Source organism: Rhodohalobacter sp. SW132 (genome assembly GCF_003390325.1).
In the GTDB taxonomy this organism is placed as follows: domain Bacteria; phylum Bacteroidota; class Rhodothermia; order Balneolales; family Balneolaceae; genus SW132.
The window spans coordinates 85,972-100,766 of the sequence record NZ_QUOK01000002.1; the positions used below are offsets into that span (position 1 = coordinate 85,972).

A 14,795-nucleotide genomic window follows, 5' to 3' on the forward strand; every position below is an offset into this window, starting at 1 on the left:
AAAATTCTTGTGCGCGTATTCAGTACAGGATTGTAAGCGCTTTTTTGATGCATTAGCTTCAAATAGACGCAAACAGGCAATCTTAATTTATTTCATAAGAATGCTTTAAAAATATAAGCTCTAAATATACCGCTATTTCCCTCTTTTTTGTAGTTTTAATAATTGTAATCTGAGTGATGAAAATCAGTCGCTGATATGTACGATTTGTTCACCCGTATATTTGGTAAGCAGTTCGCGTATGGTTAACGCCCGGGCACTATCATACCCTTCAATACCAGATAGAATAGCATATGACTTGAGGAGATATTCGGTACCGGATTCTGGTTCGTCCTTTTCGAACGAATGCTTGCCCATTTGCATGAGTGCAAGTCCGTATTCAACGGAATGATCATTATGAAGTTCTTTTACCCGGGCAAATCCTTTTTCCAGATAGTAAGCCGCATCATCCAGAAACTCTGGTCCTAACATACTCAGTGCTTCACCAATTCCCATCGAAGAACGTGCAATAAATGAGCTTCCTTCAGGTAAATGATTTGTAAATATGGTGTGGGCTGTATCATAAAGTTCGAGAGATTTTTCATACTCACCTTTCAGCATATGAAGTTCTGCAATGCTGAATGTATTGATACCTGTCTGCAGCTGGTCGGGGCCAAAAAGTCTTGTATTAATCTCAAGAGCACGGGAAAAATAGCTTTCTGCTGCTTCGAAATTACCGGTGTTTCGCTTCAAAATGCCCATATTGTTTGTAGATAGCGCAACTTTTGGATGGCTCTCCCCAAAAAGTGAAATTCTCATATCAAGAGCTCGGCTCAGTAATTCTTCAGATTCTTCAAAACGGCCCTGATTAAGCAATAAAGAGCCGAGGTTGTTCATACTCATGGCAACATCGGGGTGAACTGTATTATATAATTTTTCTCTTTTCTCCAGTACATCCCTATACCTGATTTCGGCTTCTTCAAGATTTCCTTGTCCATGCAAAGTTACTCCCAGGCTGCTGATACTGAGCAGTGTTAGAGGATCTTCTGAACCAAGTTTCTGTTCATAAATGTCAATCAGTGACCGGTAGAGTTGTTCAGCTTGATCCAGCTTTCCAAGTCGTCTGTAAATATATCCCAGTTCTGTATTTGCTTCTGATAACGCGGCTTGTTCCGGGCCAAAAATTGCAGAACGCTGTTCAATAACTTTTTCAAGAATATTTTGAGCTTCAAACAAGTCTCCGCGCGAGCTGAGCAGCGATCCCAGGTGCTCATAGCTGGAAACTGTTTGAATATGTGATTCGCCAAAAAGTCCGGTTCTGATTTCAATGGCCTGTGTGAGCAGCTCTTCTGCTTCTGAAAATTCACCGAGCTGCGTTAAAATTCGTCCCAATACTTCAAACATATTGGCCTGAATTTCAGGCTGACTGGAGAGGTATGATGTTCGTTCGATACCTCGATCCAATAAATCCCGTGCCGACACATCATCTCCCCGCTGCACTTCCGGGTCACTTCCCTTAAAAAGATCCAATACAAAATTGGTGACCTGATTCGCCTTGGCAGCTTCTATTCTGGCAATGTCCCGCTCTTTCTGCACCTGGTGTGTGTAAAACATCATCGATATAACGGCAATCAAAAAGAAACCTGCAGCAGCGGTGAGAAATGTGCCATTTCGTGCTACATATTTTTTTGTTTGATATAGATTTGATGGAGTCACAGCCTTTACCGGGTAATTCTTCTCATAACGCTCGATGTCCTGTAGCAGATCATCTACGGTTTGATACCGATCCTCCGGTTTTTTCTTCAAACATTTCAATAGGATAGCGTCTATATCTACCTGTAATGCTTCTTTCAGAACATAAGGAGATGTGTTTCTTTCAAGTGCAATTTGTTGCTGTGTGGCAGAAGACAATGAAGCGAATTTATCAGACGGGTTAGCCGGTTGATACGTTTTTATCACTTCATGAATCTGATTCCCTGTTTTCTTTTTTATGGGCAGTGGATGAACACCGGCAAGCAACCGATGAAGAAGAATTCCAAGCGCATAGGTATCGGATGCTGTAGTTATTGGCTCGTCTCCAAGCTGTTCCGGTGCAGCATTTGTAAATGAAATATATGGTGATTTCTGAATACCATCAGGTTCATCAATCCCGGATCTTTCGGGCATTACAAGCTTTGCAATTCCAAAATCCATGATTTTTACCACACCTGATTTTGTAATCAAAATATTTTCGGGCTTCAGATCGCGGTGTATAATCAGGTTTTTGTGCGCATACCGGGCCGCTGAACAAACCGATTTAAACAGTTCGATGCGTTCCTTCAGATTCAACCTGTTTTCATCGCAATATGTTGTGATCGGCATCCCATCCACATATTCCATAATCAGGTAAGGGATACCGTTTTCGGTGACGCCTCCATCAAATAGCCGTGTTATATTTTCATGGGAGAGGCCAGCAAGTATTTGCCGTTCCTGTACAAACCTGGAGTAAATCTCGGAATTGGCTTTGCCGCCTCTGATAACTTTTATCGCCGCAGAATGATTGAACTGTCCATCGGTTCGCTCAGCAAGGTACACAGCACCCATTCCGCCTTTTCCAAGCAGGTGTGTAAGTTTGTATGAGCCGACTTTATCTCCAATCAGCTCTTCATGATGGATTTTTTCAGTGTGATTGGCTGCCGCAAAATCTGCCACTTTATCTTTAACATTTTTTTTGGCACTGAAAAAAGTGTCTGCCTTTTTAATTGAATCGAGAAAAGCGTGAACTTGCTTGCGGCATTTGTCATCACCTTTACATTGATGTTCAATGAACTCAGTGCGTCTATCAGGGGGTAAAATCAAAGCCCTGTCAACAATGGATTCTATTCTGTTCCACTCTTCGGTTGTCATGATTCGATACTGAAATAGATTGGTATATTTGCCTTCGCAGCACCACCTAATCTATAAATATTACGAGCAGCTGCCAAATAATGATCGTGAATGATCAGATAATTATGATGAAATGTTATCACAAAGCTCGCCCGTTGAAAGGTAGATAAGCGTTCAGTTCAGTTCCGTTATGAATTCCGTTCGGCTTTTTCAGAAAATAGTGAACGAGGGGAGGGGCAAAAATGATCGCCAGGAAAATGTGTCCGGTGAATTTGTAGATGATCGCTGCAATCAGCAGGCAAATCAATACAACGATGCCGGACACGTACCAGACTTTTTGTTGACTGTTCATAGATTCAGTCAGGTTATTAATATTCTATCCAACTTCGGATCTGAGAACCTCAATCGGTGATTTTTTGAAGATATGGCGGCTTCCCGTCCACCCGATGATTGTGGCTGCCAGAATTATAATGAGGGAAAGCAGCAGCAGGGATGTGAGGTCTGGCACGAACGTAAGGTCAAAATAGAAATACGCCAGGCTCCAGCTTGCAATCATCGCAAGAATCAGTCCCGTGAGTGTAGCCAGCAGACCTAAAAGTACATATTCGATGGTTTGAATGCTGCTTACCTGTTTTTTGATTGCCCCGAGCGTTCGTAAAAGTACCGATTCTCGCGTGCGCTGTTTACGGCTGATGGATATGGAGCTTGCCAGCACAATCAACCCGGTAATAATACTGAAGAGAGCCATAAACTGAATCGCCATAGAAATTTTATCCAGAAACTCCTGAACGCTCTGAAGGGCAATGCTGATGTCGATCGCAGAGATATTGGGATAATCGGCCACAATTTCCCGCTGTATCGCGTAGGCCTGATCATCACTGTCAGCCTTAACGATAGTCGCAAAAAACTGCGGGGCATTTTCAAGTACATTCTCCGGAAACAGTACAAAGAAGTTTGGTTCGGGCCGCTGAAAATCCACTTCACGAATACTCGCTACTACCGTTGATACATCTACACCCTGCACGTTAAATACAAGCGAATCACCAATGGCGAGGTTCAGGTCGTCCTGAATCTGCTGCGCTACGGAGATGGGAACCGTGGACTGAATTCCATCACCCTCACCAACCCACTCTCCCTCGAGAATTTCTTCTGAATCGTTTAGTTCACTCCGATAGGTGGATCGGTATTCCCGCGTTAATGCCCACCGGCGAAGATTAACGGTAGTGTCTTCACGAGCTTCCCGCACGGACTGTCCACGGATTGAGCTCAGGCGCATGGATACAATCGGGACATTTTGCATAATCGTACCGCCTTCTTCTTCGATGATCCGGTTCACGCCTTCATTCTGATCATACTGAATATCGTACAACACAATATTCGGAAGTTCTTCGTTGGACTGCAGGCTGATCCGCTCAAGCAGCATCTCCTGGCTGAGATAGAGCGTGCCTATCAACAACATGCCCATCCCGAGTGTGGTGAGCAGCATTGGCGTTTGATTGTTAGGCCTGAATAGATTGGCCATTCCCTGGCGCCAGACGTAGGGTAAGGATTTTAACCGAAGCCCTTTTACCGTTTGAATCAACACCAGGGCTGTAAACCAGAGAAGCGCCACAGAAATCATCAGACCGACAGTAAAAAAGATCGCCGCTAAAAGGCTGTCCGTTGTATATGCAATTAAAAGAACTATTATTGAAAATGTGATCGCCAGTGTAACCCAGCGGACAGTAGCGGATAAATTTTTAAAGGGAGAAAAATCTGATGATTTCAGCGTGAGCATCGGGGAGATGCTGCTGATGCCGATCAGCGGCAGAATCGAAAACCCAACACTGATTGTGAGTCCGATAAATAAACCGAGCAGAATGGCCGGTATGGAAATTCCCTGAACGATTTCAAACGGCAGAAAGTCGGTAAACAGCAGCGGAAGATAGGATTGCAGAATAAGACCGATCGCTGTACCAATTGCGGCTCCCATCAAACCCATACCCGCAATTTGTATTCCGAAAGCGCCAATGATTTGATGCGCCTCCATTCCCAGGCAGCGGAGTGTGGCCACCGCATTCGTTTTTCGTTTGATGTACACATAAACCGCGCTCGCAACGCCAAGGCCACCAAGCATCAGCGCGATAAAGGCGATCAGTCCGAGGAATTTACTCAGGTTGTCAACAATGGCATCAAAATCCTGTTTGCGGGATTCGACGGTTTCGGTACGAACACTGTGCTCTCTTCCGAGCGGACGAAACTCTGATGCAATCCGCTCGGCATCTTCGGCACTCTCGAGCGTAAGATACTCTTTATAAGTCACCCGGCTGCCTCTCTGGAGGAGGCCGGAGTCTTCAATTAAATCTCTTGAAAGGTAAACCCGCGGCCCGATCAGCGAGAACGCGGCAGATTCACCCGGCACATTCTTCAATTCACCGGAAATTTGTAGCCTGATCTGACCCACCTGGATACTGTCACCGACCGAAATGCCAAACTGACGCATAGTAGACTGCTCCAGAAGTGCAGTCTGATCCGATTGATAATTTGCGGATGCTTCTTCTGGCTCTGTTGTGATGGATCCGTAGAGAGGAAAAGGTCCGTCAATTGCCCGGATCTGTGACAGACGGGTATCACTTGAACTCAGAAACTGTACCATAGAGTTAAATTCTATGGAATTGGCCTGGCTTCCCCCGACTGAATCGATAAATGCGACGACCGGCTCCGGAAACGGTTCAGAAGACCGGAATTCAAGGTCTGCCCCGAGCAATTCTCTCGACTGATCATCTACGGTAAGCAGAACATCACTGCGGAATGAGAGAATGGCAACCAGTGCGGCAACACCTGCAATGACGGCAGATGTGTAGAGCAGCAAGCTTTTCCATTGAGGACGCGCATCTCTGAACGCCAGGCGCCATGTAAAAGGGGAGAGGAGACTTCGGATCAGTTTCATTCAGCGATTGTGGGTTCTGCAGCAGCAGTTACGGTTTCGTTGGCAAACGTATCGGAAAGAATATTGCCGTTTTTAAGTTCTATAATCCGGTCGCATTTCTCGGCAAGGGTTCGGTCGTGGGTAACAATTACCAGTGTGGTACCCAGTTTGTTATTGAGATCAAACATAAGCTGCTCGATCTGTGCCCCGGTCTCACCGTCGAGGTTTCCTGTTGGCTCATCTGCAAAAAGGATATCGGGCTGGTGAATAAATGCTCTCGCGAGGCCTACCCGCTGCTGCTCTCCGCCGGAAAGCTGACTGGGATAGTGGGTCAGGCGATCACCGAGTCCAACTTCATTCAGCAGTTCACTGGCTTTGGCTTCAACTTCGCGGTAGGGTGTGCCCCTGAGTTCTACAGGAACCATTACGTTTTCAAGTGCGGTCAGTGTTGAGATCAGCTGGAAGGATTGAAATACGAAACCGATCTGCCGGTTTCTTACTTCTGATAATTTTGATTCATCCATAGATGATATTTCCCGGCCATTCAGGGATACGGATCCGGAAGTGGGCTGATCCAGTCCCGCACACAAACCGAGCAATGTGGTTTTACCGCTGCCGGAGGGACCAATAATCGCACAAGTAACCCCGGGATCGATGCTCAGTGTTATATTTTTCAGAACTGTGAGCTCTTTGGATCCGCTCGTAAAGGTTTTTGTTAAATTATTTACTTCTAAAATTGGTTTGTTCATACGAAATTGATCTTAAAATTATTTCCTGACAAAAAAACTGGTAACGTTCTGTACCTTCGTGCGTTATAAACGGCCGGATCAAAAATTTAAATGGACAGAGATCATCAGCCTAAACGTTATGTGAAAGCACGACGTCTGTATCAAACGATCGGACGAGCCATTCATGCTAAGGGTGGTTATATTTAAAATGACTCGAATTAGCGGGTAATCTCATCCAAAGATTTTCAAAACATTATATTAGTTACAATACGCTACGTAAAAGGAACAAGTTAACAACATGGGGATTTAACGAAACCATTCCTATAACACACGGATTTTTTTATGAACTTTATCAAACGTCTGCTCATCATAAAGGTTGCAGTTGTATTTTTATTGCTAATCTCAACTACCACGACTTCCGGGCAAGATCAACATTCAATACTTTTCTTTGGTGATAGTATCACGGCAGGGTACGGGCTTGATGAAGAACAGGCATATCCTGCGCTGATTCAGGAGAAGATCGATTCACTCGGTCTGGAGGTTCGTGTGATTAATGCCGGATTGAGCGGAGAAACCACGGCAGGCGGGGTTCGGAGGGTTGAATGGATACTGCAGCAGGAGATCGACATCTTTTTTCTTGGTCTTGGCGGAAATGATGGTTTGCGGGGGATCGACCCGGCCAACACAAAAAGTAATCTTCAGCAGATTATCGAAAAAGTGAAGCAGAAAGATGAGAATATCGAGATTATTCTTGCCGGTATGGAAGCCCCGCCCAATTTAGGAGACGACTACACAACACGCTTTCGAAATGTTTTTTCTGAATTAGCGGACGAAAACAATCTGATTTTTATGCCTTTTCTGCTCGATGATGTTGCCGGAGAGCGTGAACTCAACCAGCCGGATGGTATTCATCCAACAGCGGAAGGTCAGCAGATTATCGCCGATCACATCTGGGAAATCATTAAACCGCTGCTGGTGGATGTGCCGTAGTATGAAATGAATCCAAAGGCATCAAAAACACCATCCGGAAATTGATCAATACTTAATCAAAAGTGGTTTAATCCCCCCTTTGAAGGGGCTCATCTTTTAAACGCGTAAGCGAAAGCGAACGGAGAGAGCTGGGGGATGACTCTCTGAGTTCGGAAGGGCCCATTTGTAGTTGTTAAGCATAAAAGGTCATCCCCCATTGCCCCCTTCGAAGGGGGACACTTCAAAATAAACTCGATATTGACCAAAAAGTTATGGATTCTAAGTTGATACCTCGTGGGCTCTGCCCCGAGGTAGTTCATTCAAGCAGTTCAAAAATTACGGTAACCCGCTTCTGCACGGATACCGTTTGTGAAAAATCGAACATCGACGGACCTGAGTCACTCATCGCCCGTGCCTGAAACGCTTCGCTCACAGATGCTGAACGAAACGGCTGATCTGATGAGTGTTCGATTCTGATTATCTTTCCGATTTCCCTGTCTGAGGCAAGAGCTAAAATTTCAGCATCTTTTCGAGCATTTTTTACGGCCTCCCGAAGAGCTTCATCACCGGCCTCTTCCATTTTCGTTGAGGACAGATTTCCCGAAAAATTATCAAATCCATTCTGAATCAGCGTACGCTGTAGTTCCCCAAGCATTCGTATTTCATCAAGCTGAATTCGAATTTGTTGTGATGTAACCGAGTGGATTTCCCCATCACGCTGACGATTCGGACGAATGGTTGCCGGGCGATAGTTGATCTGGTCGTCCTCAATCTCCAGCTCTTTCAGCAGATCAGCGAGGAATGATTCCCTCTCCCGGTGCAGCTCAAAAGCACGATCAGCATCTTCATGATTGATTGAAATATTGACAGACATAAAAGCGATATCTGCAGGCGTGTTTGCTTCACCAGTGGAATGGATGGTTAGTGTATGGGAATCCGTATAATTCTGTGCAGTCACAGAATTTGCGGCAAGTAAAATACCGAAAAGGGTAAGGACGATGACACTACGTTTCATTGGCTGTCTCCATTATATATAGTTGTTTAAGAAAGGAATAAATCGGATAACACCGAAAATACCAGCTTATTGTTTAAAAGCACTGATCTAAACTACTACTTCATTAAGTTTTTGTTTCATGTAATCATTTGAAAATATTCATGTTACGATATTTGTCGGAGCAAATTGTTTTGGAAGCGCTTGCATTAGAGCCAAAACAGAGTTTTCTTTGAATAGATTAGCGCTGCCATCAATACTGCCGGTAGCTCTGAATTCATTAAATAGCAATCAAATACGATTTTTATGATTACTAAAGTTACGGGTTTTTTTACCGTGGTGATATTGATGACTGGTCTGCTTTTATCAATTGGGAGCAGCCCGATTCAGGCTATGGATCGAAATGATATGCAGATCACTGTTTCAGGGACAGTCTACGATGCAAATACAGGCAATCCGCTGACCGGAGTGAATGTAACGGTCCAGGGAAGAGTGATCGGTACCTCTACAAATGCAAACGGTGAGTTCAATCTTCGTGTGAATGACGAACCTCCGATTACACTTGTGATTTCAATTATAGGATATATTTCAGAGAGAATTGAAATTACAGAAAACAACGTTACCGATCTTCGAATCAAAATAGAAGAGCAGACCATACTCGGTTCCGATGTGGTTGTCTCTGCCTCAAGAGTGGAAGAGAGTATCCTTGATGCACCGATCAGTATCGAAAAAATTGATGCAATCGGTATTCAGCAGGCTGCAGCGCCCTCTTTTTATGATGCGATTGCAAACCTGAAAGGAGTGGATTTCAGTTCACAAAGCATGACTTTTAAATCTGTAAACATGCGGGGATTTGCTGCAAACGGAAATTTGCGGTTTGTTCAGCATATCGACGGAATTGATAACCAGGCTCCCGGACTCAACTTTCCCGTTGGAAACATTGTGGGGATTTCAGATCTCGATCTTGAAAGTGCTGAGCTGATTCCCGGAGTAGCATCTGCGCTATATGGGCCAAATGCCATCAACGGAATACTTCTGATGAACAGTAAAAGCCCGTTTGAATACCAGGGTTTTTCGGCTATGATCAAATCAGGGGTCAACCATATTGATTCCCGCGATGACGACCCGTCGATGTACAATGATTTCTCTGTTCGTTATGCAAACGCAATCAACGACAGACTTGCCTTCAAGGTTAATGCTTCGTACCTGCGGGCAAACGATTTTAGAGCAAGCGATCGCCGTGATACGGGACCTGCCACATTTGGAGCAATTGAGCGGGGTGATACTGAGCGCGGGGACAACCGGGTGTACAGCGGCCTGAATGTTTACGGACAGCCGCTGCTTACCATCGGAAATATTGCCGATGGCGTGATTGCCGGAGGCGGAGCGCAAGGCGCACAAATTGCGGCCATTCGTCCGCTTTTACCGGATGGCGAGGCCGGTGCATTTACGCCGGACGGATTTGTGGAGAGTTCATTTGTGGACAACACCACCGAAAGCCTGAAGCTCGGCGCAGCTCTGCACTACAGGCTGGCCGATCGGTATGAGCTGCTCGGGCAGTTTAACTGGGGCAATGGAAGTACGGTTTACACGGCGAACGATCGGTTTATCCTGGATGATTTCATTATCTGGACCGCAAAGCTCGAGCTTCAAAACCCAAACTATTACGTGCGGGCATACACCACACAAGAAAATTCCGGCGATACATATGCCGCAAACACTGTTGCATCAAGAATCAATGAACGAACGTTTATTCCGGCATACTTCCAAACATTTGCAGGTGCCAGAACACAGGGTGCTACAATTGATGAAGCACACGCACAGGCCCGTTCAGCCGGACGAAATGCGCAGCCGCAGCCGGGATCCGAAGAGTTCGATGCGTTGTTTAATGAAATTCGTGATATCCCCATCTCAGAAGGCGGTGCCAAATTTCTGGACCGCACTGGAATGTGGCATGCCGAAGGGCAGTATAGTTTCCGCGATATCATCGATCCGGACGTGGTGGATGTAATTGCAGGAGCGAACGTCAGAAGATTTACACTGAATTCGGAAGGAACACTTTTCGCACTGGATGAGGATGGAAATGAGTTTAACCTGGATGAATTCGGGGCGTACGTACAGCTTTCTAAATCTGTTTTGGATGATCGCCTGGATCTCCAGGGATCCCTTCGATACGACAAGCACCAGGATTTTTCCGGCCAGTTTTCTCCACGTGCTTCCGCGGTTTATTCCATTGCAAATAATCAGAATATTCGCGCCTCGTATCAGCGCGGATTCCGGATTCCATCAACACAAAATCAACTGATTGATCTTGACGTGGTAGCCCGGAGACTTTTGGGAAATAACCGTGTGATTATCGACCGATATCTGCTCGAAGAAAATCCTGTATATCGCTCAGAAAGTGTGGAGGAGGCCCGAGAGGCACTCGCAACCGGTGCATCAGCTCAGGAAGCGCGTAACTTGTTGGAAGGGGTTGATTTTGAGCCATTTCGGACTGAGAAGGTGACGACATTTGAATTGGGATATAAGTCGCTCATCCGTAACAGATTATTCCTGGATGCTTATTACTACTACAACATCTATGAAGATTTCATCGCCGAAATTGAATTTATGCAGGGGGTTCCGAATGGCATTCGTCAGGATCCGGGTTCATTTGACGGCGGATCAGCTGATGGCCAGGATGAGATCATCAACCAGACTGTAGCTACGCAGCGTTTCGGTATTAACATCAATGCGGATGGCACGGTGCGGTCGCATGGTTTTGCGGTTGGAGCCGAATACAGCCTGCCGCGAGGATATAATATTGGCGGCAACGTTTCTTTTAATGAACTGATTTCTCAGCAGGATCTGCTGGATCAGGGCTTTCGGGCGAGTTTCAATACCCCAAAATATAGATATAACCTGTCGTTCGCGAATCGTCGCGTGACACAGAATATTGGATTTAATATGACCTGGCGATGGCAGGATGCCTTTCAGTGGGAATCTACATTCGGCGAAGGGGTGATCCCTGCGTTCGGAACGATGGATGCCCAGGTAAGTTTCAGGCTGCCGGCATACAATTCCATTCTGAAATTTGGCGGAAGCAACGTGTTGAACAATCGTTATGAAACATCGATCGGTAACCCTACGATGGGCGCCATTTACTATGTATCGCTCACCTTTGATCAACTTCTGAATTAATACAATGATGCATATGAAATCTATCTACAGACTTTTAATCACAGTATTATTTGCAGGATTTGTTCTGTATGGCTGCGATGGCGAATTCGATTCTCTTGTGGATGCCAATGCAGATCGAAATCCGATTCCCGATACCGAAATTGAGGCATCCCAGGGCGATGCCGATTTTACCAATTACGTAGCGATTGGAAATTCGCTTACCGCAGGATTTATGGACGGGGCTCTCTATAATAACGGGCAGCGGTTCTCATTGGGTGCCCTGCTTTCTGCCCAGTTTGAATATACCGGCGCACCATCCACGTTTAATCAGCCTGATATAAATTCAGCAAACGGATTTAATACACAAGTAAATACAGGTGATGGAGTGGTGCTTGGCAGATTTAAACTCGACACAAACATCCCCGGACCCTCGCCAACCGTGAATGGTGATCAGATTACACCCTATGATGGATCAGCATCAGCGCTGAATAACTTTGGAGTGCCTGGCATACGCGTAGGGGAGCTGCTCACTCCGGAAACAGCCGAAAACAACCCGTTTTATGGGCGTTTTGCATCAAGTCCGGGTTCATCAACGATCCTTGAGGATGCCATCAGTGCAAATCCCACATTTTTCTCCCTCTGGATAGGCAGCAATGATGTGTTGGGATATGCGCTGGGCGGTGCAACAAATCCATCAGCACTGACATCAACAGAAGCTTTTCAGAATAACTTTTCTCAGGTTGTAGAGCAGCTTGTTGAGAATACATCTGCCCAAGGCATTGTAGCAAACATTCCACCGGTGCTTGCGGTGCCGCTTTTCCAGGCCGTACCCCGGGATGCTGTGGAACTGGACCAGGCGACTGCGGATCAGCTCAATGCCGGTTTCAGTGGTTTTGATCAGGCGCTGGATGCTATTGTATCCTTTTTGGGGCACAGCAGTGAAGATGCAGACCGGCGCAGAGTGAGCTACCAGGCCGGGAACAACCCGATTTTAATTGTAGATCCAAATCTGGAGAACCTGGGTCCGAAATTCGATACACTCCGTCAATTCGGCGGAATCACCCAGGAACAGCGTGAAGCCCTTCAGCCGTATGTCCGGTCCCGGCCTATTGAGACCGGTGAACTTGTGTTATTGCCTGCTGCCAGCGTTCTGGGTACACTCGCCGATCCATCTAACCCCAATACTCCCATAGGCGTGGTGATTCCGTTAGGAGCTCAGTATACGCTTACTCAGGAGAATATAGTTGAGATTGAGACCGCACGCGGGACATTCAATGCTATTATTGAATCGGTTGTCGATAACGCAAATGCCCAGGGCGCCCGATTGGCCTTTTATGACACCAACGAGCAGGGAAGTGCTTTTTCGCAGATGTTTGGATTTGATGGAAGCGGGCCCGGAATTACAGTGGATGGTATTGACCTTGAACCTGACTTTTCACCGTCCGGAGTTTTCTCAACGGATGGTGTTCACCCGAATGCCCGCGGCAACGCCATTCTTGCAAATGAATTTATCCGTGCCATTGAAGCTGAGTTTAACGCAACGATTCCGCGGGTTGATGTGCTTGCCTTGCCCAGTGTTTCACTTTGTGCCGGGGATTGTGTGAGTCAGCAGGGCGGAAGTTGAGGGTGATTTGAAATATCCTCATCCGCTGACTTCCCGTCATCGGATGAGTGGATAGGGCTAAAGGTTAATTTAAAAATCGGACATTTCACCGGATGAGTCATTCTTGAATTATATACTAACTCGGAATGTCTCGATTTTGCATAAAACTCATCCGATGACCATACACCATATTCCATAAAAAAAGCCACGGTTTTTAGCCGCGGCTTTTTTTGTATGATCAAAAAGTGATCTCGGTTTGTCTGTCAGATCAGCGGATGTACCGGTTGAAGAGGTTCTCAAGCAGTTCCTGCTTACCACTGCGCACTTCCGGTTCACCATTTTTGGCAGCCAGGTCCCGAAGTTCTTCAATGGTTAATTCACCATTTTCAAATTTCTTCCCGTTACCGGAATCGAATGAAGTATAGCGGCCTTCACGAAGTTCTCTGAAGTTCGAATTTTCGAGAATGTTGTCTGCTATAATCAAACCACGTGCAAACGTATCCATTCCACCGATATGAGCATGGAAAAGATCTTCAAGATCGGTGGAATCTCTTCTAATTTTCGCATCAAAATTGAAACCACCTGGTGCTATTCCGCCATTGTCCAGCAGAATGATCATGGTTTCTATGGCGTCATACAAATTGGTTGGGAAGTAGTCGGTATCCCATCCATTTTGATTGTCGCCTTCATTGGCATCGATACTGCCAAGCATTCCAGATTCTGCCGCTACGGCAATATCATGTGCAAAGCTATGTCCGGCAAGCGTTACGTGATTCGCTTCAATGTTGAGTTTAAAATCATCCATCAGGTCTTGTTCACGCAGAAACCCGATAACCGTTGCTGCATCATAATCGTACTGATGTTTTGTAGGTTCCATAGGCTTAGGTTCAATCAGGAAATTTCCTTCAAAACCAATTTTACGACCATAGTCTCGTGCGGATCTCAGGAAAGTTCCCAGATGATCCAGCTCACGTCTCATCATGGTGTTAAATAGATGCATGTAGCCTTCCCGGCCTCCCCAGAAAACATAATTTTCTCCGCCCAGCTCTACGGTGGCGTCAAGTGCGGCTTTAACCTGAGCGCCTGCGTGTGTGACCACAGCAAAATCGGGATTCGTCGATGCTCCACTCATGTATCGTTTGTGCGTGAAAAGATTTGCAGTACCCCAAAGAAGCTTCACTCCCGTATCTTTTTGATAATCTTTTGCAAGATCTACCAACGTTTGCAGGTTTTTTTCAGATCCTTCTATAGAATCGCCTTCAGGAGCAAGATCGCGGTCATGAAAGCACCAGTAGGGGGTCCCCAGTTTTGTGAAAAACTCAAATGCTGCATCAAGACGAAACTTTGCGTTTTCGAGCGGATCATCCGTTTTATCCCATGGAAATACTCGGGTACCCACGCCAAAAGGATCGCTGTTCTCATTGCAGAAAGAGTGCCAGTAAGCAATTGCAAACCGGAAGTGGTCTTTCATGGTTTTACCGGCAATAACTTTGTCTTCCTGATAATATTTAAATGAAAACGGATTATCAGAATCCGGGCCTTCATACTCGATCTTATCAATATTTGGAAAATAAGGTGTACTCATTCTTTTATTCT

At 45.7% G+C, this 14,795-nt stretch carries 9 protein-coding genes; 3 read left to right on the forward strand and 6 right to left on the reverse strand.

The genetic code is table 11. The annotated features are described in order from the left end of the window. Positions 1–183: 183 nt before the first annotated feature. The 4 genes from DYD21_RS05190 to DYD21_RS05205 form a co-directional block, all read right to left on the reverse strand. Positions 184–2,862 (reverse strand): tetratricopeptide repeat protein, encoded by a 2,679-nt coding sequence (locus DYD21_RS05190; RefSeq protein WP_116033697.1) that lies wholly within the window; start codon positions 2,860–2,862, stop codon positions 184–186. Positions 2,863–2,980: 118 nt separating this feature from the next. Then, positions 2,981–3,193, reverse strand: a complete 213-nt coding sequence (locus DYD21_RS05195) for a hypothetical protein (RefSeq protein ID WP_116033700.1) — start codon at positions 3,191–3,193, stop codon at positions 2,981–2,983. Positions 3,194–3,217: 24 nt separating this feature from the next. Beyond that, the gene (locus tag DYD21_RS05200; RefSeq protein WP_116033702.1) at positions 3,218–5,770 is read right to left on the reverse strand and encodes an ABC transporter permease; all 2,553 of its coding nucleotides are present in this window, start codon (positions 5,768–5,770) and stop codon (positions 3,218–3,220) included. Beyond that, complete coding sequence (locus DYD21_RS05205) at positions 5,767–6,498, reverse strand: ABC transporter ATP-binding protein (protein ID WP_116033704.1); 732 nt, start codon at positions 6,496–6,498, stop codon at positions 5,767–5,769. The genes DYD21_RS05200 and DYD21_RS05205 overlap by 4 nt, the downstream gene beginning before the upstream one ends. A gap of 321 nt (positions 6,499–6,819) precedes the next feature. On the opposite strand from DYD21_RS05205, the gene DYD21_RS05210 reads away from it, so the two are divergent. Continuing rightward, positions 6,820–7,467, forward strand: a complete 648-nt coding sequence (locus DYD21_RS05210) for an arylesterase (RefSeq protein ID WP_116033707.1) — start codon at positions 6,820–6,822, stop codon at positions 7,465–7,467. A gap of 295 nt (positions 7,468–7,762) precedes the next feature. On the opposite strand, the gene DYD21_RS05220 is transcribed toward DYD21_RS05210, so the two are convergent. Next, positions 7,763–8,461 (reverse strand): SIMPL domain-containing protein, encoded by a 699-nt coding sequence (locus DYD21_RS05220; RefSeq protein WP_116033712.1) that lies wholly within the window; start codon positions 8,459–8,461, stop codon positions 7,763–7,765. Positions 8,462–8,743: 282 nt separating this feature from the next. On the opposite strand from DYD21_RS05220, the gene DYD21_RS05225 reads away from it, so the two are divergent. Together DYD21_RS05225 and DYD21_RS05230 are read left to right on the forward strand one after the other, a co-directional pair. Then, complete coding sequence (locus tag DYD21_RS05225) at positions 8,744–11,617, forward strand: TonB-dependent receptor (RefSeq protein ID WP_233505479.1); 2,874 nt, start codon at positions 8,744–8,746, stop codon at positions 11,615–11,617. Positions 11,618–11,630: 13 nt separating this feature from the next. Further along, positions 11,631–13,220 carry an SGNH/GDSL hydrolase family protein gene (locus tag DYD21_RS05230; RefSeq protein ID WP_158551421.1) on the forward strand — a complete coding sequence of 530 codons (1,590 nt, stop codon included), beginning with the start codon at positions 11,631–11,633 and terminating at the stop codon, positions 13,218–13,220. 247 nt (positions 13,221–13,467) lie between these two features. Here DYD21_RS05230 and xylA read toward each other — a convergent pair whose 3' ends face one another. Beyond that, positions 13,468–14,784, reverse strand: coding sequence for a xylose isomerase (gene xylA / locus DYD21_RS05235; protein WP_116033716.1), 1,317 nt, complete (start codon positions 14,782–14,784; stop codon positions 13,468–13,470). Between the last annotated feature and the right edge of the window lie 11 nt (positions 14,785–14,795).

Bases quoted from the DNA above. Each gene is read 5' to 3' on its own strand.
- DYD21_RS05205 (WP_116033704.1), bottom strand. From the start codon at position 6,498: ATGAACAAACCAATTTTAGAAGTAAATAATTTAACAAAAACCTTTACG.
- DYD21_RS05210 (WP_116033707.1), top strand. From the start codon at position 6,820: ATGAACTTTATCAAACGTCTGCTCATCATAAAGGTTGCAGTTGTATTT.
- DYD21_RS05200 (WP_116033702.1), bottom strand. From the start codon at position 5,770: ATGAAACTGATCCGAAGTCTCCTCTCCCCTTTTACATGGCGCCTGGCG.
- DYD21_RS05230 (WP_158551421.1), top strand. From the start codon at position 11,631: ATGAAATCTATCTACAGACTTTTAATCACAGTATTATTTGCAGGATTT.
- DYD21_RS05225 (WP_233505479.1), top strand. From the start codon at position 8,744: ATGATTACTAAAGTTACGGGTTTTTTTACCGTGGTGATATTGATGACT.
- xylA (WP_116033716.1), bottom strand. From the start codon at position 14,784: ATGAGTACACCTTATTTTCCAAATATTGATAAGATCGAGTATGAAGGC.
- DYD21_RS05190 (WP_116033697.1), bottom strand. From the start codon at position 2,862: ATGACAACCGAAGAGTGGAACAGAATAGAATCCATTGTTGACAGGGCT.
- DYD21_RS05195 (WP_116033700.1), bottom strand. From the start codon at position 3,193: ATGAACAGTCAACAAAAAGTCTGGTACGTGTCCGGCATCGTTGTATTG.
- DYD21_RS05220 (WP_116033712.1), bottom strand. From the start codon at position 8,461: ATGAAACGTAGTGTCATCGTCCTTACCCTTTTCGGTATTTTACTTGCC.